25 protein-coding genes are annotated in these 25,859 nt (G+C 56.8%); 15 read left to right on the forward strand and 10 right to left on the reverse strand.

Annotation, left to right across the window (positions count from 1 at the left end):
• Window position 1: 1 nt before the first annotated feature.
• Window positions 2-1,141, forward strand: coding sequence for a glycoside hydrolase family 105 protein (locus tag IM294_RS15735; RefSeq protein WP_126818499.1), 1,140 nt, complete (start codon window positions 2-4; stop codon window positions 1,139-1,141).
• A 34-nt stretch (window positions 1,142-1,175) separates the two neighbouring features.
• Here IM294_RS15735 and argS read toward each other — a convergent pair whose 3' ends face one another.
• On the reverse strand, window positions 1,176-2,909 hold the full coding sequence (gene argS, locus IM294_RS15740) for an arginine--tRNA ligase (protein ID WP_028013635.1): 1,734 nt from the start codon (window positions 2,907-2,909) through the stop codon (window positions 1,176-1,178).
• A 239-nt stretch (window positions 2,910-3,148) separates the two neighbouring features.
• Here argS and IM294_RS15745 point away from each other — a divergent pair, with 239 nt between their 5' ends.
• Window positions 3,149-3,709: a VOC family protein gene (locus IM294_RS15745; RefSeq protein WP_045260319.1), complete on the forward strand. Its 561-nt coding sequence runs from the start codon at window positions 3,149-3,151 to the stop codon at window positions 3,707-3,709.
• A gap of 78 nt (window positions 3,710-3,787) precedes the next feature.
• The gene (gene cutC / locus IM294_RS15750; protein WP_126818466.1) at window positions 3,788-4,531 is read left to right on the forward strand and encodes a copper homeostasis protein CutC; all 744 of its coding nucleotides are present in this window, start codon (window positions 3,788-3,790) and stop codon (window positions 4,529-4,531) included.
• Between the two features lie 120 nt (window positions 4,532-4,651).
• Here cutC and cmoB read toward each other — a convergent pair whose 3' ends face one another.
• The 5 genes from cmoB to IM294_RS15775 are packed head-to-tail and all read right to left on the reverse strand — an operon-like array spanning window position 4,652 to window position 8,233.
• Entirely contained in the window at window positions 4,652-5,623 is a 972-nt protein-coding gene (cmoB, locus tag IM294_RS15755) for a tRNA 5-methoxyuridine(34)/uridine 5-oxyacetic acid(34) synthase CmoB (RefSeq protein ID WP_126818467.1), read from the reverse strand.
• Window positions 5,620-6,363 (reverse strand): carboxy-S-adenosyl-L-methionine synthase CmoA, encoded by a 744-nt coding sequence (cmoA, locus tag IM294_RS15760; protein ID WP_045260318.1) that lies wholly within the window; start codon window positions 6,361-6,363, stop codon window positions 5,620-5,622. The genes cmoB and cmoA overlap by 4 nt, the downstream gene beginning before the upstream one ends.
• A gap of 40 nt (window positions 6,364-6,403) precedes the next feature.
• Window positions 6,404-6,799 carry an MAPEG family protein gene (locus IM294_RS15765; protein WP_028013630.1) on the reverse strand — a complete coding sequence of 132 codons (396 nt, stop codon included), beginning with the start codon at window positions 6,797-6,799 and terminating at the stop codon, window positions 6,404-6,406.
• Between the two features lie 52 nt (window positions 6,800-6,851).
• On the reverse strand, window positions 6,852-7,670 hold the full coding sequence (locus IM294_RS15770) for a DUF72 domain-containing protein (RefSeq protein WP_048956525.1): 819 nt from the start codon (window positions 7,668-7,670) through the stop codon (window positions 6,852-6,854).
• Window positions 7,667-8,233: a hydrolase gene (locus IM294_RS15775; protein ID WP_047367817.1), complete on the reverse strand. Its 567-nt coding sequence runs from the start codon at window positions 8,231-8,233 to the stop codon at window positions 7,667-7,669. Before IM294_RS15775 ends, IM294_RS15770 begins: the two co-directional genes overlap by 4 nt.
• 264 nt (window positions 8,234-8,497) lie before the next feature.
• Between IM294_RS15775 and aspS the strand changes: the two genes are divergently transcribed.
• The 6 genes from aspS (at window position 8,498) to ruvB (ending at window position 13,753) form a co-directional block, all read left to right on the forward strand.
• On the forward strand, window positions 8,498-10,270 hold the full coding sequence (gene aspS / locus IM294_RS15780) for an aspartate--tRNA ligase (RefSeq protein WP_028013627.1): 1,773 nt from the start codon (window positions 8,498-8,500) through the stop codon (window positions 10,268-10,270).
• 1 nt (window position 10,271) lies between these two features.
• Window positions 10,272-10,715 carry a dihydroneopterin triphosphate diphosphatase gene (gene nudB / locus IM294_RS15785; protein ID WP_059353978.1) on the forward strand — a complete coding sequence of 148 codons (444 nt, stop codon included), beginning with the start codon at window positions 10,272-10,274 and terminating at the stop codon, window positions 10,713-10,715.
• 27 nt (window positions 10,716-10,742) lie between these two features.
• Window positions 10,743-11,483 (forward strand): YebC/PmpR family DNA-binding transcriptional regulator, encoded by a 741-nt coding sequence (locus tag IM294_RS15790; RefSeq protein WP_003859747.1) that lies wholly within the window; start codon window positions 10,743-10,745, stop codon window positions 11,481-11,483.
• Window positions 11,484-11,517: 34 nt separating this feature from the next.
• On the forward strand, window positions 11,518-12,039 hold the full coding sequence (gene ruvC, locus IM294_RS15795; RefSeq protein ID WP_003859749.1) for a crossover junction endodeoxyribonuclease RuvC: 522 nt from the start codon (window positions 11,518-11,520) through the stop codon (window positions 12,037-12,039).
• Between the two features lie 80 nt (window positions 12,040-12,119).
• Entirely contained in the window at window positions 12,120-12,734 is a 615-nt protein-coding gene (gene ruvA / locus IM294_RS15800; RefSeq protein ID WP_028013624.1) for a Holliday junction branch migration protein RuvA, read from the forward strand.
• A gap of 8 nt (window positions 12,735-12,742) precedes the next feature.
• A complete protein-coding gene (gene ruvB, locus IM294_RS15805) occupies window positions 12,743-13,753 on the forward strand; it encodes a Holliday junction branch migration DNA helicase RuvB (RefSeq protein WP_028013623.1) in 1,011 nt (336 codons plus the stop codon).
• 52 nt (window positions 13,754-13,805) lie between these two features.
• Here ruvB and znuB read toward each other — a convergent pair whose 3' ends face one another.
• A complete protein-coding gene (gene znuB, locus IM294_RS15810) occupies window positions 13,806-14,591 on the reverse strand; it encodes a zinc ABC transporter permease subunit ZnuB (protein WP_041909449.1) in 786 nt (261 codons plus the stop codon).
• Window positions 14,588-15,343, reverse strand: coding sequence for a zinc ABC transporter ATP-binding protein ZnuC (gene znuC / locus IM294_RS15815; protein WP_028013621.1), 756 nt, complete (start codon window positions 15,341-15,343; stop codon window positions 14,588-14,590). The genes znuB and znuC overlap by 4 nt, the downstream gene beginning before the upstream one ends.
• Before the next feature lie 77 nt (window positions 15,344-15,420).
• Here znuC and znuA point away from each other — a divergent pair, with 77 nt between their 5' ends.
• The 3 genes from znuA (at window position 15,421) to lpxM (ending at window position 18,792) form a co-directional block, all read left to right on the forward strand.
• A complete protein-coding gene (znuA, locus tag IM294_RS15820) occupies window positions 15,421-16,365 on the forward strand; it encodes a zinc ABC transporter substrate-binding protein ZnuA (RefSeq protein WP_126818468.1) in 945 nt (314 codons plus the stop codon).
• A 15-nt stretch (window positions 16,366-16,380) separates the two neighbouring features.
• Window positions 16,381-17,700 (forward strand): murein DD-endopeptidase MepM, encoded by a 1,320-nt coding sequence (gene mepM, locus IM294_RS15825; RefSeq protein ID WP_028013619.1) that lies wholly within the window; start codon window positions 16,381-16,383, stop codon window positions 17,698-17,700.
• A gap of 120 nt (window positions 17,701-17,820) precedes the next feature.
• Window positions 17,821-18,792, forward strand: a complete 972-nt coding sequence (gene lpxM, locus IM294_RS15830; protein ID WP_028013618.1) for a lauroyl-Kdo(2)-lipid IV(A) myristoyltransferase — start codon at window positions 17,821-17,823, stop codon at window positions 18,790-18,792.
• 48 nt (window positions 18,793-18,840) lie between these two features.
• On the opposite strand, the gene pyk is transcribed toward lpxM, so the two are convergent.
• Both pyk and IM294_RS15840 read right to left on the reverse strand, forming a co-directional pair.
• Window positions 18,841-20,283 carry a pyruvate kinase gene (pyk, locus tag IM294_RS15835; RefSeq protein WP_028013616.1) on the reverse strand — a complete coding sequence of 481 codons (1,443 nt, stop codon included), beginning with the start codon at window positions 20,281-20,283 and terminating at the stop codon, window positions 18,841-18,843.
• A gap of 139 nt (window positions 20,284-20,422) precedes the next feature.
• Entirely contained in the window at window positions 20,423-21,292 is an 870-nt protein-coding gene (locus IM294_RS15840; protein WP_028013615.1) for a MurR/RpiR family transcriptional regulator, read from the reverse strand.
• Window positions 21,293-21,650: 358 nt separating this feature from the next.
• On the opposite strand from IM294_RS15840, the gene zwf reads away from it, so the two are divergent.
• From zwf to kdgA, 3 genes are all read left to right on the forward strand, one after another.
• The gene (gene zwf, locus IM294_RS15845; protein ID WP_028013613.1) at window positions 21,651-23,126 is read left to right on the forward strand and encodes a glucose-6-phosphate dehydrogenase; all 1,476 of its coding nucleotides are present in this window, start codon (window positions 21,651-21,653) and stop codon (window positions 23,124-23,126) included.
• A 234-nt stretch (window positions 23,127-23,360) separates the two neighbouring features.
• Window positions 23,361-25,172 (forward strand): phosphogluconate dehydratase, encoded by a 1,812-nt coding sequence (edd, locus tag IM294_RS15850; protein ID WP_041909456.1) that lies wholly within the window; start codon window positions 23,361-23,363, stop codon window positions 25,170-25,172.
• 39 nt (window positions 25,173-25,211) lie between these two features.
• Window positions 25,212-25,853 (forward strand): bifunctional 4-hydroxy-2-oxoglutarate aldolase/2-dehydro-3-deoxy-phosphogluconate aldolase, encoded by a 642-nt coding sequence (gene kdgA, locus IM294_RS15855; protein WP_126818469.1) that lies wholly within the window; start codon window positions 25,212-25,214, stop codon window positions 25,851-25,853.
• Window positions 25,854-25,859: the final 6 nt, after the last annotated feature.

The following is a 25,859-nucleotide window of genomic DNA, read 5'->3' on the forward strand; positions in this document are numbered from 1 at the left end:
GATGAAAGTTTGGCCTGTCAAACATAGCCCGCTATTGCGTCAGCCAGAGCGCTTTATCGCCCGGGACGAGCTGAAATCACTGATTCAAAAAGTGACGCACAACCTGGTCAATATCCACGACAAAACGGGTGAATTTTTGCTGCGGCTGGACGACGGGCGCGTGATCGACACCAAAGGCTGGGCCGGATGGGAGTGGACGCACGGCGTCGGCCTGTATGGCATCTGGCAGTACTACTGCCAGACCGGTGACGAAGGGATGCGCAACATTATCGACAGCTGGTTTGCCGACCGCTTTGCGGAAGGCGCCACCACCAAAAACGTCAATACGATGTCGCCGTTTCTGACGCTGGCCTATCGCTACGAAGAGAGCAAAAACCCGGCCTGGCTGCCGTGGCTGGAAAGCTGGGCGGAGTGGGCTATGAATGAGATGCCACGCACCGAACATGGGGGCATGCAGCACATCACGCTGGCGGAAGAGAATCATCAACAGATGTGGGACGACACGCTGATGATGACGGTGCTGCCGCTGGCGAAAATCGGCAGGCTGCTGAATAAGCCGGAGTACGTAGAGGAGGCGATCTATCAGTTCCTGCTCCACGTGCAGAACCTGATGGACCGGGAGACGGGGCTGTGGTTCCACGGCTGGAGCTACGACGGCAACCATAACTTTGCCGGTGCCCGCTGGGCGCGCGGCAACAGCTGGCTCACCATCGTGATCCCCGACTTCCTCGAACTGGTTGATCTGCCTGAAAACAACGCCGTGCGCCGTTATCTGGTGCAGGTGCTGAAGGCGCAGGTTGCCGCGCTGGCAAAATGTCAGGACGAGAGCGGGTTGTGGCATACGCTGCTTGACGATCCTGATTCTTATCTGGAGGCGTCGGCCACGGCAGGGTTTGCCTACGGTATCCTGAAAGCGGTGCGGAAGCGCTATGTTGAGCCTGAATATGCTGACGTTGCTGAAAAAGCGATTCGCGGCATCGTGAAAAATATCTCGCCGGAAGGGGAGTTGCTGCAAACGTCGTTCGGGACGGGAATGGGCAGCGATCTTGATTTTTATCGTCAAATACCGCTGACGTCGATGCCGTATGGCCAGGCGATGGCGATTCTCTGTCTGACAGAGTATTTGCGGAAATACTTCTGATAATAAAAAACCCGGCGTTTGCCGGGTTTCTTTTTTACATACGTTCTACGGTTTCGATACCCAGGGTATCCAGACCCAGCTTCAGGGTCTTCGCCGTCAGCTGAGCCAGCTTCAGGCGGCTGTTACGCACCGATTCATTTTCTGCAGACAGAATAGGGCAGTGCTCGTAGAAGCCGGAGAACAGACCCGCCAGATCGTACAGGTAAGCACACATCACGTGCGGCGTGCCGTCACGCGCGACAACCGTCAGCGTCTCTTCGAACTGCAGCAGACGCGCCGCCAGCTGTGCTTCACGATCTTCCGTGATGGTCACTGTCGCATTCGCCAGCACGCTTTCATCAATGTTCGCCTTGCGGAACACGGAGAGCACGCGGGTATAGGCGTACTGCATGTACGGCGCCGTGTTGCCTTCAAACGCCAGCATGTTATCCCAGTCGAAGATGTAGTCGGTGGTGCGGTTCTTGGAAAGATCCGCGTATTTCACCGCGCCGATACCGACGGCGTTGGCCAGTTTTTCCAGTTCGTCAGCAGGCATGTCCGGGTTCTTCTCTGCCACCAGGCGACGGGCGCGCTCCAGCGCTTCGTCCAGCAGATCGGAAAGCTTCACGGTACCGCCCGCGCGGGTTTTGAACGGCTTGCCGTCTTTACCCAGCATCATGCCGAACATGTGGTGTTCCAGCGGCACGCAGTCCGGCACGTAACCGGCTTTACGCACGATAGTCCACGCCTGCATCAGGTGCTGGTGCTGACGGGAGTCGATGTAGTACAGCACGCGGTCGGCGTGCAGGGTTTCGTAACGGTATTTCGCACACGCGATGTCCGTGGTGGTGTAGAGATAGCCGCCATCCTTTTTCTGGATAATCACGCCCATCGGTTCGCCTTCCTTGTTTTTGTACTCATCAAGGAACACTACCGTTGCGCCTTCGCTCTCCACCGCCAGGTTTTTGGCCTTCAGGTCCGCCACAATGCCTGGCAGCATCGGGTTGTACAGGCTTTCACCCATCACGTCGTCGCGAGTCAGGGTCACGTTCAGACGGTTATAGGTAAGCTGGTTCTGGGACATGGTGATGTCAACCAGCTTGCGCCACATCTCGAGGAAGTATTGATCCCCGCCCTGCAGCTTCACCACGTAGCTGCGTGCGCGCTCGGCAAAGGCTTCGTCTTCGTCATAGTGCTTTTTGGCTTCGCGGTAGAACCCTTCCAGGTCCGCCAGCGCCATTTCACCCGCGTTTTCCTGCTGCTGTTTTTCCAGGTAAGCAATCAGCATGCCGAACTGGGTGCCCCAGTCGCCCACGTGGTTCGCGCGGATCACCTTGTGACCGAGGAACTCAAGGGTGCGTACCGCGGCGTCACCGATGATGGTGGAACGCAGGTGGCCTACGTGCATCTCCTTCGCCACGTTCGGGGCAGAGTAGTCGACCACCACGGTCTGCGCTTCCGGCTGGGAAACGCCCAGACGGTCAGACTTCAGCGCCGCGTCAACGTGGCTCGCCAGGAACGCAGGCTCAAGGAAAATATTGATAAAGCCCGGACCAGCAATTTCGGTTTTGCTGGCAATGCCGGAGAGATCCAGATGCGTCAGTACCTGCTCAGCGAGCTGTCGCGGCGGCATGCCCAGTTTTTTAGCCACTGCCATCACGCCATTAGCCTGATAGTCGCCAAACTGTACTTTTGCTGACTGACGAACCTGCGGTTCGCAATCCGCAGGTGCGCCTGCGGCAATCAGTGCCTGACTGACTTTTTCGGAGAGAAGAGCCTGAATATTCACCTGGATACCTTACGTTTTTGATGCGGGCTTACAACCGCCCGCGCCAGTTAAAGAATTTAGGGCGGGAGTATACTGCAAATGCCTTCTGGCGTCAGCATTGCGCGGCCCGAAGATTGCTCAGAATCCAGGCTAAGAAAGCGTGCATAACCATGCAGTCATAAAAAGCCGGATTCTGCGGTTGGTCAAAACGGGGCAACGGAGTAAATTAGCGGCTTTGCGACACGAAAAGAGACTGACTTATGGCGAACTGGCAATCCATTGACGAACTGCATGATATTTCCGCAGATTTACCGCGCTTCACAAAGGCGTTCACAGAACTTGCCACCCGTCTTGGTCTGGATATCGTGCCGCTTGAGGCGGATCACATTTCCTTGCGCTGCCACCAGAATGCCACCGCCGAGCGCTGGCGTCGCGGGTTTGAACAGTGCGGCGAGTTGCTCTCTGAGAACATCATCAATGGACGTCCCATTTGTCTGTTCAAACTGCATGAGCCGGTGAACGTGGCGCACTGGCAGTTCACCGTGGTTGAACTGCCGTGGCCGGGCGAGAAACGCTATCCGCACGAAGGCTGGGAGCATATCGAAATCGTCCTGCCGGGTGAGCCGGAAACGTTGAACGCGCGCGCCCTGGCCCTGCTGTCAGACGACGGGTTAAGCAAGCCGGGGATTTTTGTGAAGACGAGTTCACCCAAAGGCGAGCGCGAGCGTCTGCCTAACCCGACGCTGGCCGTGACGGACGGGCAGGTGACCGTGAAATTTCATCCCTGGACCATTGAGCAGATCGTTGCCAGCGAAGCCTGAGAGTTGTGATTCGTCGCTGAGACACGAAACGAGAGGCGTGCAATGATGGCGCGTTAAGCTGATTTTAAGGAGAAGCAGATGGCGCTGCTGGAGATTTGTTGTTACAGCGTGGCGTGTGCCGTAACGGCGCAACAGATGGGAGCTGACCGTATTGAGCTATGCGCCGCCCCGAAAGAAGGGGGGTTAACGCCTTCATACGGCGTGTTGAAGTCTGCCCGCCAGGCCGTCACCATCCAGGTCCACCCGATTATTCGGCCTCGCGGCGGCGATTTTTGTTACACGGCGGGCGAGTTCAGTGCCATGCTTGAAGATATCGCGCTGGTTCGTGACCTGGGGTTCCCGGGGCTGGTGACCGGCCTGCTTGATGAGGATGGTCACGTCGATCTGCCGCGGATGCGTAAGGTGATGGACGCCGCGAAAGGAATGGCCGTCACCTTTCATCGTGCGTTTGATATGTGCAAAGATCCCCTGCAAGCATTTGATACGCTTGCCGAACTTGGCGTGGCGCGCGTCCTGACATCGGGACAGCAGTCTTCGGCGGAAAAAGGTCTGCAATTAATTACGGAACTAAAAGCACATTCCGGGGTTCCAATAATAATGGCGGGTGCGGGAGTCCGTGCCAGCAATCTGGAACGGTTTTTAAACGCCGGGGTGGAAGAGCTTCACAGCTCTGCGGGGAAATGGATACCTTCACCCATGCGTTATCGCAATACAGGGCTGTCAATGTCGACGGATGCTGAAGCGGATGAATATTCTCGCTACGGCGTAGAGGGAGAGTCGGTTGCGGAAATGAAGTCGCTGATTGAGCGTCATCACGTGTAGCAACGTACCGATTTTTACCGCGCATCATGTCGCCCAATATGATGCTTGCTTGTACCAGGCCCCTGCAATTTCAACAGGGGCCTTTTTTTATCCCCTCACCCCACAGGGGAGAGGGAAAAACTACGGCTTGGTCGCAATCAACACCGCACGCATCGGTGCAGGATAGCCTTCAACGGTTTTGCTGTGGTCGGCCGGGTCGAGGAACTGCTCCAGCGATTCGGTGATCATCCAGTCGGTGCGGCGCTGCTCTTCGATAGACGTTACGCAAACATCGGCAATGCGCACATCCACAAATCCGCATTTCTCCAGCCAGTTTTTCAGCGCCAGCGCGGACGGGATGAAGTAAACGTTGCGCATCTGCGCGTAGCGATCGCCCGGCACCAGAACCGCATGCTCATCGCCTTCAATCGCCAGCGTTTCCAGCACCAGCTCGCCGCCGCTGACCAGCTGATCTTTGAGCTGCCACAGGTGTTCAAGTGGGGAACGACGATGATACAGCACACCCATTGAGAAGACGGTATCGAACGCTTTCAGGGCAGGGAGCTGCTCTATGCCCAGCGGCAGCAGGTGCGCGCGCTGGTCGTTGCCGAGCAGTTTTCGCACTGCCTCAAACTGGCACAGGAAGAGCTGCATCGGGTCGATGCCGACCGCCAGATGGGCTCCCGCGCCAATCATGCGCCACATGTGGTAACCGCTGCCGCAGCCTACGTCCAGAATGGTGCGCCCGGTCAGGTCGGAAAGGTGCGGCAGTACGCGATCCCACTTCCAGTCTGAGCGCCACTCGGTATTGATGTTCACGCCGTACAGCGAGAACGGCCCTTTGCGCCACGGCATTAAATTACGCATCAGCGTTTCGATGCGGTTGATCTGCCCGGCAGGGAGCGGCTCTGCGCTTTCCGCCGTCACGCTGTGCAGTAAATCCAGACGATGCGGCGTCAGCTCCGGCAGATACTCCACGGCATTTGACCACTGCTTTAACAGGCCGTGCTGCTGATCGCGCTGCCAGGCGGCAATCTGCGCCGGCAGGGTCTCCAGCCAGTGGGAAAGATGGTTTTTAGCAATCAGCTGATAAAAGTTGCTGAATTCAATCATGCGGCATCCCCGGCTTTTAGCGCCACCAGAGAGCCAAAGTTAAAGCACTGGAACCACAGTTCGCTGTGCTCAAAACCGGCTTTGTGCAGGCGCGCTTTATGGGTTTCCACGGAGTCCGTCAGCATCACGTTTTCCAGCATGCTGCGCTTCTGGCTGATCTCCAGCTCGCTGTAGCCGTTCGCCCGTTTGAAATCGTGGTGCATGTTGAACAGCAGCTCGCCTACTTTGGCATCCTCAAAGCTGAATTTTTCAGAAAGCACCAGCGCGCCGCCGGGATTCAGCCCCTGGTAAATTTTGTCCAGCAGCAGCTGGCGGTCTTCAGGCACCAGGAACTGCAGGGTAAAATTCAGCACTACCATCGAGGCGTTGTTAATCTCGATCTCGCGGATATCGCCTTCCACCACGTCCACCGGAACGGGGGCTTTGTACGCGTCAATATGGCGACGGCAGCGTTCCACCATGGCCGGGGAGTTATCGACGGCAATGATTCGGCAGCCATCGTGATGAATGTTACGACGTACCGACAGCGTTGCCGCGCCGAGCGAGCAGCCCAGGTCATAGACCTGCGTACCGGGTTGAACGAAGCGCTCAGCCAGCATACCGATCATAGAGATAATATTGGAATAACCGGGAACAGAGCGCTGGATCATATCCGGGAAGACTTCGGCTACCCGTTCATCGAAGGTCCAGTCGCCCAGGCTGGCGATAGGCGCGGAAAAAAGCGTGTCGCGATCTGACATAACGTAAAAATCCGGGAAAAATAAAGTGGCGTATTGTGCGCTAATGGAGGGAGAAAACCAACTCCCACGGCATATACCATAGGTTAGCCAGCACCATCAGCAAAAGCGAACACCAGGTCGCGCTCATGCCGGAACGACGCCAGCGGAATAAACGGTGGTGAAAGCCGTAATAATGCATTAACCGGCCGGCAATAAGCATCAGGCCACAAATATGCACCATCCAGGTTTCCGCGCCATTCATCTCCATAAACAGCAGCAGGATGAGAGCAACGGGAATGTATTCCACCGCATTACCGTGAATGCGAATAGCGCTTTGCAGTTCGGAGAAACCGCCGTCGCCGTAAGAGACGCGGTACTGCATCCTTAGGCGCACAACATCAAATGAAAATTTAATCAGCAGTAATGCACCTAACACCGCATACAGCGCGCTGACCATACTAACTCCCTGTTTTTTGGCAGATGGCACTTCACTATGATAGGGGGTGATATCAGAAAAGAGAAGATTGTTGTGGGATGGAAGGGACGCTGCCCACGGACGGCACCGCGGCCTGCAAGGCCTGCCACAGAGCATCGACCAGTTCGGGCGCCTGAGCAATATCCGGCGTGTGCAAAAAGAGGTACGGCGTGGTGGTGTGCTCCCAGCTCGCGAGTTTTTGCAGCCAGACGGCGAACATCGCCTGATTTTGCTGCATATTGTCGCTGCCGATGAACCTGACCATCGGGTTCTGTGCGGTCACGATGGCGTGGACCGGCACTTTCGGTTTTTTACGCTGAGCATCAACGATGGCCTCGTTATGCGGTACCGCGCTGTGCACCGGACGACTGTCGAGGATCACCCGGTTAACGGAACGATCCAGCAGGCCCCGGTTGAGCGCTTTTTCGGCTTCGCCTTTCGCAAAGAAGTCCTGGTGTCGGACTTCCACGCCGTAGGTGAATTCGCGGGGCAGGGCATCCAGGAACTGCCATAGGGCGGGCAGATCGCGCGGGCCAAACGTGGCGGGAAGCTGGAGCCAGTATTGTCCAATTCGGTTCGCCAGCGGCGACATGCGCGTGAAAAATTCTTCCGTTAAGTCCCCGCAGTTGCGCAGCGCGGCCTGGTGGGAAATGGTCGCCGGAAACTTAAAGCAGAAACGGAAATCGTCCGTTGTTTGCTCCCGCCAGCGTTCGACTATCTCGGCTTTGGGCAGCGCATACAGCGTGGTGTTACCCTCGACGCAGTTAAAGTGTCGGGCATACTCTTCAAGGCTGGTAATGCCCAGGCGCACCCATTTCGGGTGCGACCACTGGGGCAGGCCCACGTACATCATAGCGCGCTTAAAATCTCATCCGTGCTGCGCACGCGTCCGATGCGCGGGAAGATATGGGTCATGCTGCCCTGATGCTGTTCCGCGGAAGCCGCGCTGCAGGCATCTTCAGCAATTACCAGATTAAAGCCCAGCTCCCAGGCGTTACGGGCTGTCGATTCCACGCCGATGTTGGTGGATATGCCGCACAGAATAATGGTGTCGATACCGCGGCGGCGAAGCTGCAGCTCAAGGTCGGTCCCGTAGAACGCGCCCCACTGGCGTTTAGTCACTTCGATATCGCTGTCGCGTTTGCCCAGCGACACCGGGTACGTCCACCAGTTTTCCGGCAGGGCATGCGCGGGCGCCTGGGCATCAACGGGCTGTTTTAACGCCTCGGCGAAATCAGCGGACCAGCCGACGCGCACCATGACCACAGGGGCACCGCTGGCGCGGCACTTCTCGGCCAGGCGAGCGGCGCGGCTGACGACTTCATCCGCTGCGTGTGGGCCACCGGCGAAGGGCAGGATCCCTTCCTGTAAATCAATCACAACAAGCGCGGTTTTGCGGGCATCAAGTGTTAACATCGTCACTCCAGGTAAATTAATCACTTCCGTAACACCTTACGACGTGATGACCTGTTATCGGTCGGATAATTTTGTTAATTTTTGTGAGAATGCGCAATAAGAGTGCAGCAAACGACCGTCTGGCGGTGGTTCGCTCTTATCGTCCGGCGGAATTTCCAGTATAATAGCCGCCTTTTTTCATCCAGTTGTGACATACAGAAAGCTGCGACATAGTAGCCTGCATACCAGGCGACATTTAGCCTGCGGCTAATTAAGGGATATCTCATGCGTACAGAATATTGCGGGCAGCTGCGTCAGTCCCACGTCGGACAGCAGGTCACCCTGTGTGGTTGGGTCAACCGTCGTCGTGATCTTGGTAGCCTTATCTTCATCGATATGCGCGACCGTGAAGGTATCGTTCAGGTGTTCTTCGACCCGGATCGCGCAGATGCGCTGAAGCTGGCCTCTGAGCTGCGTAATGAGTTCTGCATTCAGGTCACCGGCACCGTGCGTGCGCGTGACGAGAAAAACGTTAACGCAGACATGGCGACGGGCGCTATCGAAGTGCTGGCGTCCGATCTGGTTATCATCAACCGTGCCGAAGCGCTGCCGCTGGACTCCAACCACGTCAACACCGAAGAAGCGCGTCTGAAATACCGCTACCTGGATCTGCGTCGTCCGGAAATGGCTCAGCGCCTGAAAACCCGTGCGAAAATCACCAGCCTGGTGCGTCGCTTTATGGACGATCACGGTTTCCTCGATATTGAAACCCCGATGCTGACCAAAGCGACGCCGGAAGGCGCGCGCGATTACCTGGTGCCATCCCGCGTTCATAAAGGCAAATTTTACGCGCTGCCGCAGTCACCGCAGCTGTTCAAACAGCTGCTGATGATGTCCGGCTTCGACCGCTATTATCAAATCGTTAAGTGCTTCCGCGACGAAGACCTGCGCGCTGATCGTCAGCCAGAATTTACCCAGATCGATGTTGAAACTTCCTTCATGACCGCCGAACAGGTGCGTGAAGTGATGGAAGCGCTGGTGCGTAGCCTGTGGAATGATGTGAAGGGCGTTGAGCTGGGCGATTTCCCGATCATGACCTTCGCCGAAGCGGAACGTCGCTACGGCTCCGACAAACCAGACCTGCGTAACCCGATGGAGCTGGTGGACGTAGCAGACCTGGTGAAATCCGTTGAGTTCGCGGTATTCGCGGGACCGGCTAACGATCCGAAAGGCCGCGTGGCTGCCCTGCGCGTACCGGGCGGCGCGGCGCTGAGCCGTAAGCAGATTGATGACTACGGCAACTTTATTAAGATCTACGGCGCGAAAGGTCTGGCCTATATTAAAGTGACCGAGCGTGCGAAAGGTCTGGAAGGGATCACCAGCCCGGTGGCGAAGTTCCTGAACGCGGACATCGTGGAAGCGATCCTTGAGCGCACCGGTGCGCAGGACGGCGACATGATCTTCTTCGGCGCAGACAACAAGAAAGTCGTTGCGGATGCGATGGGCGCGCTGCGTCTGAAGCTCGGCAAAGACCTGAACCTGACCGACGAAAGCAAATGGGCGCCGCTGTGGGTTATCGACTTCCCGATGTTTGAAGACGACGGTGAAGGCGGCCTGACCGCGATGCACCACCCGTTCACCTCGCCAAAAGAGATGACGGCGGCAGAGCTGAAAGCGGCGCCGGAAGAGGCAGTGGCAAACGCTTATGACATGGTTATCAACGGCTATGAAGTGGGCGGCGGCTCCGTGCGTATTCACAGCGGTGAAATGCAGCAGACCGTGTTCGGCATTCTGGGTATTAACGAGCAGGAACAGCGCGAGAAGTTTGGCTTCCTGCTGGACGCCCTGAAGTACGGCACGCCGCCGCATGCGGGTCTGGCCTTCGGTCTCGACCGTCTGACCATGCTGCTGACCGGCACCGATAACATTCGTGACGTTATCGCCTTCCCGAAAACCACTGCCGCAGCGTGTCTGATGACCGAAGCGCCAAGCTTTGCCAACCCGGCAGCGCTGGCCGAGCTGGGCATTGAAGTGGTGAAGAAGGAAGAGAAAAACTGATATGGCATATAAGCTTCCCGTTTCTGTCCTGGTGGTCATTTATGCAGAAGACACGAAGCGGGTGCTGATGTTGCAGCGGCGCGACGATCCTGATTTCTGGCAGTCGGTTACCGGCAGTCTGGAAGAGGGGGAGACCGCGCCGCAGGCCGCCGCGCGTGAAGTAAAGGAAGAGGTCACCATTGACGTTGCTCATGAGCAACTGACCCTGAAGGACTGTCAGCGCACGGTGGAGTTTGAAATTTTTAGCCATTTACGTCATCGCTATGCGCCGGGCATTGAGCGCAACACGGAGTCGTGGTTCTGTCTCGCGCTCCCCCATGAGCGGGAGATCGTGTTTACCGAACACCTGAACTACCGCTGGGTGAACGCGGCGGATGCCGCCGCACTGACCAAGTCGTGGAGCAACCGGCAGGCGATTGAAGAATTTGTAATTAACGCGGCCTGAGAAGGCGCGATTTTTGGAGAACTTTTTATGGCAGGTCATAGTAAGTGGGCCAACACCAAACACCGTAAAGCGGCACAGGATGCCAAGCGCGGTAAGATCTTTACCAAAATCATTCGCGAGCTGGTGACAGCAGCGCGTCTGGGCGGCGGCGACCCGGCTTCTAACCCACGCCTGCGCGCGGCGGTAGATAAAGCGCTGTCTAACAACATGACGCGTGACACCCTGAACCGTGCTATCGCACGCGGCGTGGGCGGTGATGAAGACGCGAACATGGAAACCATCATTTATGAAGGTTACGGCCCTGGCGGTACTGCGGTGATGGTTGAATGCCTGTCTGACAACCGTAACCGTACCGTTGCGGAAGTGCGCCACGCGTTCACCAAAACCGGTGGTAACCTGGGCACTGACGGCTCCGTAGCTTACCTGTTCAGCAAAAAAGGCGTCATCTCTTTCGAGAAAGGCGACGAAGATGCGATCATGGAAGCGGCGTTAGAAGCGGGTGCGGAAGACGTGGTGACCTACGATGATGGTGCCATTGACGTCTACACCGCGTGGGAAGAGATGGGTGCCGTGCGCGATGCGCTGGAAGCGGCGGGCCTGAAAGCGGACAACGCTGAAGTCTCCATGATCCCGTCCACCAAAGCGGATATGGATGCAGAAACCGCACCGAAACTGCTGCGTCTGATCGACATGCTCGAAGACTGCGACGACGTGCAGGAAGTGTACCACAACGGTGAAATCTCTGATGAGGTTGCAGCGACTCTCTGATGAGAGCCTGTAAACCATTTACGGGAGACGCGTGATGTCGATTATCCTCGGGATTGACCCCGGCTCACGCGTCACCGGGTATGGCGTTATCCGTCAGGTGGGACGCCAGCTAACCTACCTCGGCAGTGGATGCATTCGCACCAAAGTGGACGATCTGCCGTCGCGCCTCAAGCTTATTTATGCGGGCGTATCGGAGATCATCACCCAGTTTCAGCCAGACTATTTCGCCATTGAGCAGGTCTTTATGGCGAAGAACGCGGATTCGGCGCTGAAGCTCGGTCAGGCGCGTGGGGTGGCCATCGTGGCTGCGGTGAACCAGGATTTGCCGGTATTCGAATACGCCGCGCGCCAGGTTAAGCAGACGGTGGTGGGCATCGGTAGCGCGGAGAAGAGCCAGGTGCAGCACATGGTGCGCACCCTGCTGAAGCTTCCCGCGAACCCGCAGGCCGACGCCGCCGATGCGCTGGCGATTGCGATTACCCACTGCCACGTCAGCCAGAACGCGATGCAAATGAGCGAGTCGCGGCTCAATCTGGCGCGAGGCAGGTTACGATAATCAGAAATCAGGCTGGATAAACATCCAGCCTTTTTTTATTATGTCGGCAGTTAATTTCTCCCAGAACGCAGGAGCGTCACGTGATAGGCAGACTCAGAGGCATCATCATTGAAAAACAACCCCCGTTAGTGCTGCTGGAAGTGGGTGGCGTGGGCTATGAAGTCCATATGCCGATGACCTGTTTCTACGAGCTGCCGGACGCGGGCAAAGAGGCGATTGTCTTTACCCAGTTTGTGGTGCGTGAAGATGCCCAGCTGCTGTACGGCTTTAACAACAAGCAGGAACGTACCCTGTTCCGCGAGCTGATTAAAACCAACGGTGTGGGGCCTAAGCTGGCGCTGGCGATTTTGTCCGGCATGTCCGCTCCGCAGTTTGTGAATGCCGTTGAGCGCGAAGACCCCGCGGCGCTGGTTAAGCTTCCGGGCATTGGTAAGAAAACCGCAGAGCGTCTGATTGTTGAGATGAAAGACCGCTTTAAAGGTCTGCACGGCGATCTGTTCACTCCGGCTGCCGATTTGGTTCTGACTGCTCCGGGTGCGCCTGCCTCTGATGATGACGCCGAGCAGGAAGCGGTTGCCGCGCTGGTGGCGCTGGGCTATAAACCTCAGGAGGCCAGCCGGATGGTGAGCAAAATTGCCAAACCGGACGCCAGCAGTGAAACTCTGATTCGTGAAGCGCTGCGCGCTGCATTGTGAGGTAAAGGATGATTGAAGCAGACCGCCTGGTATCGGCAGGCACCCTTCAGGCAGAAGACGTGGTGGATCGTGCGATCCGCCCGAAGCTGCTTGATGAGTACATCGGCCAGCCGCAGGTTCGTTCCCAGATGGAGATTTTCATCCAGGCGGCAAAGCTGCGCGGCGATGCGCTCGATCACCTGCTGATTTTTGGCCCGCCGGGGTTAGGTAAAACTACCCTGGCGAATATCGTCGCCAATGAAATGGGCGTCAACCTGCGTACCACCTCCGGCCCGGTGCTGGAGAAAGCGGGCGATCTGGCGGCGATGCTGACCAACCTTGAACCGCATGACGTGCTGTTTATCGATGAGATCCACCGCCTGTCACCGGTGGTGGAGGAAGTGCTCTATCCGGCGATGGAAGATTACCAGCTGGATATCATGATCGGCGAAGGCCCGGCCGCGCGCTCCATCAAAATCGATCTGCCGCCGTTTACCCTGATTGGCGCCACGACGCGCGCCGGGTCGTTGACCTCTCCGCTGCGCGACCGCTTTGGCATCGTTCAGCGTCTGGAGTTTTATCAGGTGCCCGATCTTCAGCATATCGTGGGGCGCAGCGCGCGCTACATGGGGCTGGATATGAGCGAAGAGGGGGCATATGAAGTGGCGAAACGTTCCCGCGGTACGCCGCGTATTGCCAACCGCCTGCTGCGCCGCGTGCGTGACTTTGCTGAAGTGAAGCACGATGGTTCGATTTCCGCCGAGATCGCCGCTCAGGCGCTGGATATGCTGAACGTCGATGCTGAAGGCTTTGACTATATGGACCGCAAACTGCTGCTGGCGGTGCTGGACAAGTTCTTCGGTGGCCCGGTTGGGCTGGATAACCTGGCGGCGGCGATTGGCGAAGAGCGTGAGACGATCGAAGATGTGCTGGAGCCGTATCTGATCCAGCAGGGCTTCTTACAGCGTACCCCACGTGGTCGTATGGCGACGGTGCGGGCGTGGAATCATTTCGGTATTACGCCGCCCGCGATGCCGTAAGTAGCGATAAATGGTAGCCCCGGTAAGCGAAGCGCCACCGGGGACATGCTGACTACTGCGCGGTCTTTTTCATCATACTGAAAACAAACAACACCGCCGCGCTCAAGACCACCGACGGTCCGGCCGGCGTGTCATAAAACGCCGAAAAGGTTAACCCGCCCGTGACGGCGATCATCCCGATAACCACCGCAATACCGGCCATCTGCTCTGGCGTACGTGCAAACCGACGCGCCGTGGCGGCAGGGATGATCAGCAGCGACGTGATGATCAGTGCCCCGACAAACTTCATCGCCACGCCAATCGTTAACGCCGTCACCAGCATCAGCAGCAGCTTCACGCGCTGCAGCTTCACGCCGTCGACAAACGCCAGATCCGGGCTGACGGTCATTGCCAGTAAATTCCGCCACTGCCACAGCAGAATACCCAGTACCACCACCACGCCAATGGCGATCGCGATGAGATCGTCAGGCGTCACGGCCAGCAGATCGCCAAAAAGGTAGGCCATCAGGTCAACGCGGATATTTGACATCAGGCTAACAACGACTAGACCCAGCGACAGCGCGCTGTGCGCCATGATGCCAAGCAGCGTATCAATCGCGAGGTGAGGGCGCTTCTCCAGCCAGACCAGACCGGCTGCCAGCAGCAGTGTGACCACAATTACCGCGTAAAAGGGATTCACATCCAGCAGCAAACCAAAGGCAACGCCCAGCAGCGACGCATGCGCCAGGGTATCACCGAAGTAAGACATTCTGCGCCACACCACAAACGAGCCGAGTGGGCCTGCGGCGCAGGCAAGCATAACCCCGGCCAGCCAGCCGGGCAGTAACAGTTCAATCATGAGTGTCCATTTCCCCGACGCAGAACGATTCGTCCCTGCAAATCATGGCGGTGATTATGATGATGGCGATAAATGCCAAGCTGTTCAGCGCCGCGAGGGCCGAACATGGAGATAAATTCCGGGTGCATTGAGACCACTTCAGGCGTGCCGGAACAGCAAATGTGATGGTTGAGACACAGCACTTCGTCGGTTTTCGCCATCACCAGATGCAGGTCATGGGAGACCATCAGCACGGCGCAGTTCAGTTCGCGGCGCAGCTGGTCGATCAAATCATAAAGCGCGACCTGACCATTGACGTCCACGCCCTGGGTTGGCTCATCCAGCACCAGCAGCTGCGGGCTGCTCAGCAGCGCACGGGCCAGCAAAACGCGCTGCGTCTCACCGCCGGACAGCTTCTGCAACGGCGCATCGATAAGGTGGCCCGCCTGCACGCGCTTCAGCGCCGGGAGAATATCGGCTTTTCGCGTGCCGGGACGCAGACGCAGAAAACGATTTACCGTCAGCGGCAGGGTGGCGTCCAGATGTAATTTTTGCGGCACATAGCCGATCCGCAATTTTTCCTCGCGCGTGATTACACCTTCATCCGGTGTAACCAGACCCAGCACCACGCGCACCAGAGTGGATTTACCTGCGCCATTGGGGCCGAGCAGCGTCAGAATTTTTCCGGGCTTGAGATCCAGCGATACGTCAGAGAGGACGCGGCGCTGGCCAAAGGAGACCGAAATATTGTCGAGAGAAACCAGAGTCGTCATGTCAATTTAAGCTTGAAGAAGTCAACGAATGTTATAATATCACATTCCACGCATTCACTACGATGATTAGTCGCATTATGTTACATAAAAATACGCTTCTTTTCGCAGCATTCTCCGCTGCCCTTTGGGGAACAACCGCACAAGATGTTAACGCTGCCGTTGTTGCTTCGCTTAAACCGCTTGGATTCATCGCGTCGGCCATTGCCGATGGGGTAACGGAAACCCAGGTTCTGCTCCCTGACGGGGCCTCAGAGCATGACTATTCTCTGCGCCCGTCTGATGTAAAACGCTTACAAAACGCAGACTTAGTTGTCTGGATTGGTCCGGAGATGGAAGCATTCATGCAGAAATCCGCCAAACAGATTGCTGATGAAAAACAGGTCGCGATTGCCGGGCTTTCCGGCGTGAAACCGTTGCTCATGAAAGGGGCGGATGATGACGGTGACGAACATGACCATCACGCTGCAGAGGGTGAAAAAGGTGATGGAGATCACCATCACGGCGAGTACAACATGCATCTCTGGCTATCCCCAGAGATAGCGCGGCTTTCAGCGGTTGCAATCCATGACAAATTAGTGGAACTTATGCCGCAAAGTCGAGCCAAACTAGACGCCAACCTGAAGGATTTTGAGGCACAATTAGCCGCAACCGATAAGCAGGTAGGTAATGAGCTCGCACCGTTGAAAGGAAAAGGGTATTTCGTTTTTCATGACGCCTACGGCTACTACGAAAAACACTACGGCCTGACCCCGCTTGGGCATTTTACCGTCAACCCTGAAATTCAACCTGGTGCGCAGCGTTTACATGAAATCAGAACACAGTTGGTTGAGCAGAAAGCGACATGCGTTTTTGCTGAGCCACAGTTCAGGCCAGCGGTCGTAGAAGCCGTGGCCAGGGGAACATCCGTGCGCATGGGAACCCTTGACCCGCTAGGTACGAATATCCAGTTGAGCAAAGCGAGCTATTCGCAGTTCCTCAGCCAACTGGCGAACCAGTATGCGAGCTGCCTGAAAGGAGATTAACGAGGAAGTGAATACGTGCAACAGATAGCCCGCTCTGTCGCCCTGGCATTTAACAATCTGCCTCGACCCCACCGCGTTATGCTGGGGTCGCTTACAGTTCTCACCTTAGCGGTCGCCGTCTGGCGGCCCTATGTTTACCACCCGAGTTCTGCCCCTATCATTAAAACCATCGAGCTTGAAAAGAGCGAGATCCGCTCTTTGCTGCCTGAAGCCAGCGAGCCTATCGACCAGGCCGCTCAGGAAGATGAAGCTATCCCTCAGGATGAACTGGACGATAAAACCGAGAACGAAGCGGGGATCCACGAATACGTTGTCTCTACCGGTGACACGCTGAGCAGCGTGCTCAACCAGTACGGTATCGACATGGGCAATATCAGCCAGCTGGCCGCTGCGGATAAAGACCTGCGTAACCTGAAAATCGGGCAACAGCTCTCCTGGACATTAACGGCGGATGGCGATCTTCAGCGTTTGACCTGGGAAATGTCCCGCCGCGAAACCCGCACCTATGACCGCACTGCAAACGGTTTCAAAATGACCAGTGAAATGCAGAAAGGCGACTGGGTTAACAGCGTGATGAAAGGTACCGTGGGCGGAAGCTTTGTTTCCAGCGCCCGTGATGCGGGCCTGACCAGCGGTGAAATCAGCGCGGTGATCAAAGCCATGCAGTGGCAGATGGATTTCCGTAAGCTGAAGAAAGGCGATGAGTTTTCCGTCCTGATGTCCCGCGAAATGCTGGACGGCAAGCGCGAGCAGAGCCAGCTGCTGGGGGTGCGTCTGCGCTCCGAGGGAAAAGATTACTACGCCATTCGCGCTGAAGACGGCAAGTTCTATGACCGCAGCGGTACGGGCCTTGCGAAAGGCTTCCTGCGTTTCCCGACGGCGAAACAGTTCCGCGTATCCTCTAACTTTAACCCGCGTCGTCTGAACCCGGTTACCGGCCGCGTTGCGCCTCACCGCGGGGTAGACTTCGCGATGCCGCAGGGCACGCCGGTGCTGTCCGTTGGTGATGGCGAAGTGGTGATGGCAAAACGCAGCGGTGCAGCGGGCTATTACGTGGCTATCCGTCACGGTCGTACCTATACCACCCGCTATATGCACCTGCGTAAGCTGCTGGTCAAACCGGGGCAGAAAGTGAAACGCGGCGACCGTATCGCGCTCTCCGGCAACACCGGACGCTCTACTGGCCCGCATCTGCACTATGAAGTGTGGATCAACCAGCAGGCCGTGAACCCGCTGACGGCCAAACTGCCGCGCACCGAAGGCCTGACAGGTAAAGATCGTTCCGATTACCTGGCGCAGGCGAGAGAGGTGATACCGCAGCTGAGCTTAAACTAAGCTCTCTGTTTTGTGAAAAAAGCCGGTGTCAGCATGCGCCGGCTTTTTCTTTTGTGCGTGGGCGACTGCCTCGCTACACTATCTGAATAATTTTTTGCGTCACCAGACCCTGGAACCAGCATGGAAACAAAAAAAAATAATATTGAATACATTCCTGAGTTTGAAAAATCCTTTCGACACCCGCGCAACTGGGGCGCCTGGCTGGGGGTTTACACCTTTGCGGGCATCGCTATGCTGCCTGCCGCGCTGCGCGATCCCGTACTGGGAAAAATTGGCCGTCTGGCCGGGCGCTTAGGTAAAAGCGCGCGTCGTCGTGCGCAGATCAACCTCTATTACTGTTTTCCTGAAAAAAGCGATGCCGAGCGCGAGGCCATCATCGACGCGATGTATACCACCGCACCGCAGGCCATGGCGATGATGGCGGAGCTGGCGCTGAAAGGACCGGAAAAAATCATCGACCGCGTTGACTGGAAAGGGCTGGAAATCATCGACGAAATGCGGCGCAATGATGAGAAGGTCATTTTCCTCGTGCCGCACGGCTGGGGCGTGGATATCCCGGCAATGCTGATGGCTTCCCAGGGGCAGAAAATGGCGGCGATGTTCCATAACCAGGGCAATAAAATCTACGATTTTGTCTGGAATACGGTACGTCGTCGTTTTGGCGGACGTTTGCATGCGCGTAACGACGGCATCAAGCCGTTTATTCAGTCGGTACGTCAGGGGTACTGGGGCTACTATCTGCCGGACCAGGACCACGGACCCGAGCACAGCGAGTTTGTCGACTTCTTTGCGACCTACAAAGCAACGCTCCCCGCCATTGGGCGCCTGATGAAGGTCTGCCGTGCCCGCGTGATCCCGCTCTTTCCGGTTTACGACGGTAAAACGCATCGTCTGAGCATTGAAGTCCGTCCGCCGATGGACGACCTGCTGACCGCGGACGATCGCACCATCGCGCGCCGCATGAACGAAGAGGTGGAGCTGCTGGTGGGGCCGCATACCGAACAGTACACGTGGATACTGAAGCTGCTGAAAACGCGAAAGCCGGGAGAGACGGAGCCCTATAAGCGTAAAGAGCTTTACCCGAGGAAATAGAAAACCTTTACCTTGCCCCTCTCCCCTTAGGGGAGAGGGGATCGGATCTTACTCTACGGTCAGTACGCGCGTGGTATTGGTTGAGCCGATGGTGCTCATCACGTCACCCTGCGTCACGATGACGATATCACCAGACACCAGGTAACCTTTATCGCGCAGCAGGTTTACGGCATCGTGCGCCGCGGCTACGCCGTCATTAGTGCTGTCGAAGTGTACCGGGGTAACACCGCGGTACAGCGCCGTCAGGTTCAGCGTACGCTCGTGGCGTGACATGGCGAAAATCGGCAGGCCGGAGCTGATGCGAGAGGTCATCAGCGCGGTGCGGCCAGATTCGGTCATGGTGATGATCGCCGTAACGCCTTTCAGATGGTTGGCCGCATACATGGCGGACATCGCAATCGCTTCTTCCACATTGTCGAACTGGATATCCAGGCGGTGCTTGGAGACGTTAATGCTTGGGATCTTCTCCGCGCCCAGGCAGACGCGCGCCATTGCGGCCACGGTTTCTGCCGGATACTGGCCCGCCGCGGTTTCCGCTGACAGCATCACCGCATCGGTACCGTCCAGCACGGCGTTAGCGACGTCCATGACTTCCGCACGGGTTGGCATTGGGTTAGTGATCATGGATTCCATCATCTGGGTGGCGGTGATCACCGCGCGGTTCAGCTGACGTGCGCGACGAATCAGCGCTTTCTGGATACCGACCAGTTCAGGGTCGCCGATTTCCACGCCCAGATCGCCACGGGCAACCATCACCACGTCAGAGGCGAGGATCACATCGTCCATCGCATCCTGATCGCACACGGCTTCCGCGCGTTCAACCTTAGCGACGATTTTGGCATCACAGCCTGCGTCACGGGCCAGGCGGCGCGCATAGTTCAGATCTTCGCCACAGCGTGGGAAGGAGACCGCCAGGTAGTCAACGCCGATCTGGGCCGCCGTTACGATATCCGCTTTGTCTTTGTCGGTCAGGGCTTCCGCAGAGAGGCCGCCGCCCAGTTTGTTGATGCCTTTATTGTTGGAGAGCGGGCCGCCGACGGTGACTTCAGTGAACACTTTCATCCCCTGAACTTCCAGCACCTTCAGCTGGACGCGACCGTCGTCGAGCAGCAGGATATCGCCAGGGACCACATCAGCCGGCAGGCCTTTATAGTCGATCCCGACTTTCTCTTTATCGCCTTCGCCTTTGCCGAGGTTGGCATCCAGCAGGAATTTGTCGCCGATATTGAGGAAAACTTTACCTTCTTTAAAGGTTGATACACGAATTTTTGGACCCTGCAGGTCGCCGAGGATAGCGACGTGGCGGCCCAGCTTAGCGGCGATCTCACGCACTTTATCGGCACGCAATTTATGGTCTTCTGGCGTACCGTGAGAGAAGTTCATACGCACCACGTTGGCGCCAGCGGCGATAATCTTTTCGAGGTTATTATCGCGATCGGTGGCCGGGCCTAAGGTGGTGACGATCTTGGTTCTGCGAAGCCTTCTGGACATGTAATACTCCGTTGACTGAAACAACTTTGGTGTTGCGTGAACATTGAATCGGCCTTCATCTACCGCAAGGCAGCAAAGAGGGGGCCGAATGCCGAAAATCGTTACATCTAATTATGGGTTACGTCTTCGTTATCTACTTTCAGGGAACATCGCTCTTTATAAGCAATTCTTTATCAAAACGCGATTCCTTCAGCGCTTCCTTGACTCGCTTCAAGTTATCTCGGAATTTTGCGCCCCGGCGTAAGGTAAATCCGGTCGCCAGCACGTCGATTACCGTGAGTTGCGCCAGACGGGACACCATTGGCATATACATGTCGGTATCCTCAGGCACGTCCAGGGTAATGGCGAGAGTCGCCTCCCGCGCCAATGGCGTGCCGGCGGTGGTGAGGGCGATTACCATGGCATCGTTTTCACGGGCCAGCTGCGCCAGCTCAACCTGGCTTTTGGTGCGGCCAGTGTGCGAAATCAGTACCACGACGTCATCCTCACTGCAATTCATACAGCTCATGCGTTGCAGCACAATGTCATCGGAATAAATAACCGGCACGTTAAAGCGGAAGAATTTATTCATGGCGTCGTGCGCCACGGCGGCTGACGAGCCAAGACCGAAGAATGCAATGCGTTTGGCCTGGGTGAGTAAATCCACCGCGCGGTTTACTGAACTCATATCCAGACTTTGACGAACGTGATCGAGCGTGGCCATGGCCGACTCAAATATTTTTGCCGTATAGGCATCTACGCTGTCGTCTTCATCCACATTACGATTAACATAGGGGGTGCCGTTTGCCAGACTTTGTGCCAGATGCAGTTTAAAATCAGGAAAGCCGCGCGTTTCCAGGCTGCGGCAGAAGCGGTTGACCGTCGGTTCACTGACGCCCGCTTCCTGAGCCAGAGCGGCGATGCTTGAATGAATCGCCTGAGCGGGCGCGGCCAGAATGACTTCAGCCACTTTTCGCTCGGATTTGCTAAGGTGTTCCAGTTGATACTGGATTTTTTCAAGCATGTTCATTGTTAACAAGGCGCTCATGGGGGTGGAAACGATTTCACTCATTGATGAAATCTTGATTCGATTAGCCGATATTACCCCTGTGGCTTCCCTAAAGGGTAACAGTCGACAAGATAATGTTGTTGTTTTTTTTCATTACTTGATCGATGTCGGGTTTTGCTATGACCCTGTTGCGCAAATTATCGACGGTTGTTGCGTCATTACGTCGCCATAATCGGCTGAATGGCGAAAAATCGCCGTATCGCACGAGACGATAAGCGCTAATGGTTTCGGGAATGACGTAAAAGCAGTACAGTGCATTGTAATAAAATTACAACGATACCTGGCAGAAGCACCAGGTGATCCAACTGAGGAGAATGACATGGCGGTAACGCAAACAGCCCAGGCATGTGACCTGGTCATTTTCGGCGCGAAAGGCGATCTTGCACGCCGAAAATTGCTGCCTTCCCTGTATCAACTGGAGAAAGCGGGCCAAATTCATCCGGATACGCGTATCCTGGGTGTTGGGCGCGCCGACTGGGACAAGGACGCTTATACCAAAGTCGTCCGCGAGGCGCTCGAAACTTTCATGAAGGAAAAAATTGATGAAAGTTTGTGGGATACCCTCAGCGGTCGTCTCGATTTCTGCAACCTGGACGTTAATGACGTCAGCGCGTTTTCCCGTCTGGGTGCCATGCTGGATCAGAAAAACCGTGTCACCATTAACTATTTCGCCATGCCGCCAAGCACCTTTGGCGCCATCTGCAAAGGTTTGGGCGAAGCCAAACTGAACGCCAAGCCGGCGCGCGTGGTGATGGAAAAGCCGCTGGGGACGTCGCTGGCTACCTCGCGTGAAATTAACGACCAGGTGGGCGAGTTCTTTGAAGAGTGCCAGGTCTACCGTATCGACCACTATCTCGGTAAAGAGACGGTACTGAACCTGCTAGCGCTGCGTTTCGCAAACTCCCTGTTTGTGAATAACTGGGACAACCGTACCATTGACCACGTGGAAATTACCGTGGCGGAAGAAGTGGGGATTGAAGGTCGCTGGGGTTACTTTGACCAGGCCGGCCAGATGCGCGACATGATCCAGAACCACCTACTGCAAATTCTGTGCATGATTGCCATGTCTCCACCGTCTGACCTGACGGCTGACAGCATCCGCGATGCCAAAGTGAAAGTGCTGAAGTCGCTGCGCCGCATCGACCGCTCCAACGTGCGCGAGAAAACCGTTCGCGGCCAGTACACTGCCGGGTTTGCGCAAGGTAAAAAAGTGCCAGGCTACCTGGAAGAAGAGGGCGCGAACAAGTCCAGCAATACCGAGACGTTCGTGGCCATCCGCGTGGACATCGACGACTGGCGCTGGGCGGGCGTGCCGTTCTACCTGCGTACCGGTAAGCGTCTGCCGACGAAGTGTTCCGAAGTGGTTGTCTACTTTAAGAACCCGGAACTGAACCTGTTCAAAGAGTCCTGGCAGGAGCTGCCGCAGAACAAGCTGACCATCCGTCTGCAGCCGGACGAAGGGGTGGATATCCAGATCCTCAACAAAGTGCCGGGCCTGGATCATAAGCACAACCTGCAGACCACTAAGCTGGATCTGAGCTACTCCGAAACCTTCAACCAGACGCACCTTGCGGATGCTTACGAGCGTCTGCTGCTGGAAACCATGCGCGGTATCCAGGCGCTGTTCGTGCGTCGCGACGAAGTGGAAGAGGCGTGGAAATGGGTCGATTCCATTACCGAAGCCTGGGCTGCCGATCAGGATGCGCCAAAACCGTATCAGGCGGGTACCTGGGGGCCTGTGGCGTCGGTGGCGATGATCACCCGCGATGGCCGCTCCTGGAACGAGTTTGAGTAGGATATTCCGCTAGCCCGAAAGTGTTATTTTACCGGTAACATGATCTAACACAGCTAGTGGCACAATTTTTATACTTTTAAGCTCCGCGTGGATTCACCCGCGGGGCTTTTTTTATTACACTGCCGGAAGTGATTTTGCCCCTGAGCTCCGGACAGCAAGCGTTTCAGCGTTGTTAACAACCGCCAGCGATTTTGTAAACTCCCGAGCCCGGACAGATAAATTAAAGGAGCTTTTATGAATCCTGTATTGTTACGCGTAACACAGCGCATTATCGAGCGCTCGAAAGAGACCCGTTCGGCCTACCTCGCCCGCATTGAACAGGCGAAAAGCAACACCGTTCACCGCTCCCAGCTGGCCTGCGGTAACCTGGCCCACGGCTTCGCCGCCTGCCAGCCCGATGACAAAGCCTCCCTGAAAAGCATGTTGCGTAACAATATCGCTATTATCACGTCCTATAACGATATGCTCTCCGCGCATCAGCCGTATGAGGTCTATCCCAACATCATTCGTAAAGCGCTGCACAGTGTGAACGCGGTCGGGCAGGTGGCAGGGGGCGTCCCGGCCATGTGCGACGGCGTGACGCAGGGGCAGGATGGTATGGAGCTGTCGCTGCTGAGCCGCGAAGTGATTGCGATGTCTGCGGCTGTGGGCCTGTCACACAACATGTTTGATGGCGCGCTGTATCTCGGCGTGTGCGACAAAATCGTCCCGGGACTGGTGATGGCGGCGCTGTCGTTTGGTCATCTGCCTGCGATTTTCGTGCCGTCCGGCCCGATGGCCAGCGGTCTGCCGAATAAAGAAAAAGTGCGTATCCGCCAGCTGTATGCGGAAGGCAAAGCCGATCGTCAGGCGCTGCTGGAAGCCGAAGCCGCGTCCTACCATGCGCCGGGCACCTGTACGTTCTACGGCACGGCCAACACCAACCAGATGGTGGTGGAGTTTATGGGGATGCAGCTTCCGGGCTCGTCCTTCATCCAGCCGGACGCGCCGCTGCGCCAGGCGCTGACCGAGGCCGCGGCCCGTCAGGTGACGCGCCTGACAGGAAACGGCAATGAATGGATGCCGATGGGCAAAATGGTCGACGAAAAAGTGATCGTCAACGGTATCGTCGCCCTGCTGGCAACCGGCGGTTCAACTAACCACACCATGCACCTGGTGGCCATGGCGCGCGCGGCGGGTATCCTGATTAACTGGGATGACTTCTCCGACATCTCCTCCGTGGTACCGCTGATGGCGCGTCTGTACCCGAACGGTCCGGCGGACATCAACCACTTCCAGGCCGCGGGCGGCGTGCCGCTGCTGATGCGCGAGCTGCTGAAAGGCGGTCTGCTGCATGAAGACGTGAATACCGTAGCCGGATTTGGTCTGCAGCGCTACACCCAGGAGCCGTGGCTGAACAACGGCGAGCTGGACTGGCGCGACGGGGCAACCGCGTCTCTTGATCCGCAGGTGATTGCCACTATCGACAAACCGTTCTCCCACCACGGCGGTACCAAAGTGCTGAGCGGCAACCTTGGCCGCGCGGTGATGAAAACCTCTGCCGTGCCGGAAGAGAACCAGGTTATCGAGGCCCCGGCGGTAGTGTTTGAAAGCCAGCACGACGTGTTGCCTGCCTTCGACGCCGGTCTGCTGGATAAAGACTGCGTGGTGGTCGTGCGTCATCAGGGGCCAAAAGCGAACGGCATGCCAGAATTACATAAACTTATGCCACCACTTGGTGTATTATTGGACCGCCGTTTCAAAATTGCGTTAGTGACCGATGGCCGCCTGTCAGGCGCATCCGGCAAAGTGCCTTCCGCCATCCACGTCACGCCTGAAGCCTACGACGGCGGCTTGCTGGCGAAAGTGCGCGACGGCGACATGATCCGCGTGAACGGCCAGACTGGCGAGTTGACCCTGCTGGTGGATGACGCGGAGCTGGCGGCACGTCAGCCTCATATTCCTGACCTGAGCGCATCGCGCGTGGGGACCGGACGCGAAATGTTCAGCGCGCTGCGTGAGAAGCTCTCCGGTGCGGAGCAGGGCGCAACCTGTATTACGTTTTAAGACGACTTGATTTTAACGATCTGGCGAGAGAGAACTCTGATGAAAAACTGGAAAACAAGTGCAGAAGCAATCCTGACCACTGGCCCTGTCGTGCCGGTTATCGTGGTAAACAAGCTGGAGCACGCTGTGCCAATGGCGAAAGCGCTGGTTGCGGGCGGCGTTCGCGTTCTGGAAGTGACCCTGCGTACCGCCTGCGCGATGGACGCCATTCGCGCCATCGCTAAAGAAGTGCCGGACGCCATCATCGGTGCGGGTACCGTTCTCAACGCGCAGCAGCTGGCGGAAGTGACCGAAGCCGGCGCACAGTTTGCCATCAGCCCGGGCCTGACCGAGCCGCTGCTGAAGGCCGCGACCGAAGGCACCATTCCCTTGATCCCGGGCATCAGCACCGTTTCTGAACTGATGCTGGGCATGGACTACGGTCTGAAAGAGTTCAAATTCTTCCCGGCGGAAGCGAACGGCGGCACCAAAGCGCTGCAGGCGATTGCCGGTCCTTTCTCTCAGGTACGCTTCTGCCCGACGGGCGGTATCTCCCCGGCTAACTACCGCGACTACCTGGCGCTGAAAAGCGTGCTGTGCATCGGCGGCTCATGGCTGGTTCCGGCGGATGCTCTGGAAGAGGGTGACTGGGATCGCATCACGAAACTGGCTCGTGAAGCGGTTGAAGGCGCGAAGCAGTAAGCCACA

This window comes from Enterobacter cloacae complex sp. P43RS, assembly GCF_014930585.1.
Classification (GTDB): Bacteria; Pseudomonadota; Gammaproteobacteria; order Enterobacterales; family Enterobacteriaceae; genus Enterobacter; species Enterobacter bugandensis.

What these genes read in the sequence shown, in the direction of transcription:
- IM294_RS15775 (WP_047367817.1), bottom strand. Translation starts at nt 8,233, where the DNA reads ATGTTAACACTTGATGCCCGCAAAACCGCGCTTGTTGTGATTGATTTA.
- IM294_RS15790 (WP_003859747.1), top strand. Translation starts at nt 10,743, where the DNA reads ATGGCAGGTCATAGTAAGTGGGCCAACACCAAACACCGTAAAGCGGCA.
- IM294_RS15840 (WP_028013615.1), bottom strand. Translation starts at nt 21,292, where the DNA reads ATGAACATGCTTGAAAAAATCCAGTATCAACTGGAACACCTTAGCAAA.
- cmoB (WP_126818467.1), bottom strand. Translation starts at nt 5,623, where the DNA reads ATGATTGAATTCAGCAACTTTTATCAGCTGATTGCTAAAAACCATCTT.
- ruvC (WP_003859749.1), top strand. Translation starts at nt 11,518, where the DNA reads ATGTCGATTATCCTCGGGATTGACCCCGGCTCACGCGTCACCGGGTAT.
- IM294_RS15765 (WP_028013630.1), bottom strand. Translation starts at nt 6,799, where the DNA reads ATGGTCAGCGCGCTGTATGCGGTGTTAGGTGCATTACTGCTGATTAAA.
- pyk (WP_028013616.1), bottom strand. Translation starts at nt 20,283, where the DNA reads ATGTCCAGAAGGCTTCGCAGAACCAAGATCGTCACCACCTTAGGCCCG.
- znuA (WP_126818468.1), top strand. Translation starts at nt 15,421, where the DNA reads ATGTTACATAAAAATACGCTTCTTTTCGCAGCATTCTCCGCTGCCCTT.
- znuB (WP_041909449.1), bottom strand. Translation starts at nt 14,591, where the DNA reads ATGATTGAACTGTTACTGCCCGGCTGGCTGGCCGGGGTTATGCTTGCC.
- edd (WP_041909456.1), top strand. Translation starts at nt 23,361, where the DNA reads ATGAATCCTGTATTGTTACGCGTAACACAGCGCATTATCGAGCGCTCG.
- kdgA (WP_126818469.1), top strand. Translation starts at nt 25,212, where the DNA reads ATGAAAAACTGGAAAACAAGTGCAGAAGCAATCCTGACCACTGGCCCT.
- zwf (WP_028013613.1), top strand. Translation starts at nt 21,651, where the DNA reads ATGGCGGTAACGCAAACAGCCCAGGCATGTGACCTGGTCATTTTCGGC.
- ruvB (WP_028013623.1), top strand. Translation starts at nt 12,743, where the DNA reads ATGATTGAAGCAGACCGCCTGGTATCGGCAGGCACCCTTCAGGCAGAA.
- znuC (WP_028013621.1), bottom strand. Translation starts at nt 15,343, where the DNA reads ATGACGACTCTGGTTTCTCTCGACAATATTTCGGTCTCCTTTGGCCAG.
- aspS (WP_028013627.1), top strand. Translation starts at nt 8,498, where the DNA reads ATGCGTACAGAATATTGCGGGCAGCTGCGTCAGTCCCACGTCGGACAG.
- IM294_RS15770 (WP_048956525.1), bottom strand. Translation starts at nt 7,670, where the DNA reads ATGATGTACGTGGGCCTGCCCCAGTGGTCGCACCCGAAATGGGTGCGC.
- IM294_RS15745 (WP_045260319.1), top strand. Translation starts at nt 3,149, where the DNA reads ATGGCGAACTGGCAATCCATTGACGAACTGCATGATATTTCCGCAGAT.
- IM294_RS15735 (WP_126818499.1), top strand. Translation starts at nt 2, where the DNA reads ATGAAAGTTTGGCCTGTCAAACATAGCCCGCTATTGCGTCAGCCAGAG.
- lpxM (WP_028013618.1), top strand. Translation starts at nt 17,821, where the DNA reads ATGGAAACAAAAAAAAATAATATTGAATACATTCCTGAGTTTGAAAAA.
- nudB (WP_059353978.1), top strand. Translation starts at nt 10,272, where the DNA reads ATGGCATATAAGCTTCCCGTTTCTGTCCTGGTGGTCATTTATGCAGAA.
- cmoA (WP_045260318.1), bottom strand. Translation starts at nt 6,363, where the DNA reads ATGTCAGATCGCGACACGCTTTTTTCCGCGCCTATCGCCAGCCTGGGC.
- cutC (WP_126818466.1), top strand. Translation starts at nt 3,788, where the DNA reads ATGGCGCTGCTGGAGATTTGTTGTTACAGCGTGGCGTGTGCCGTAACG.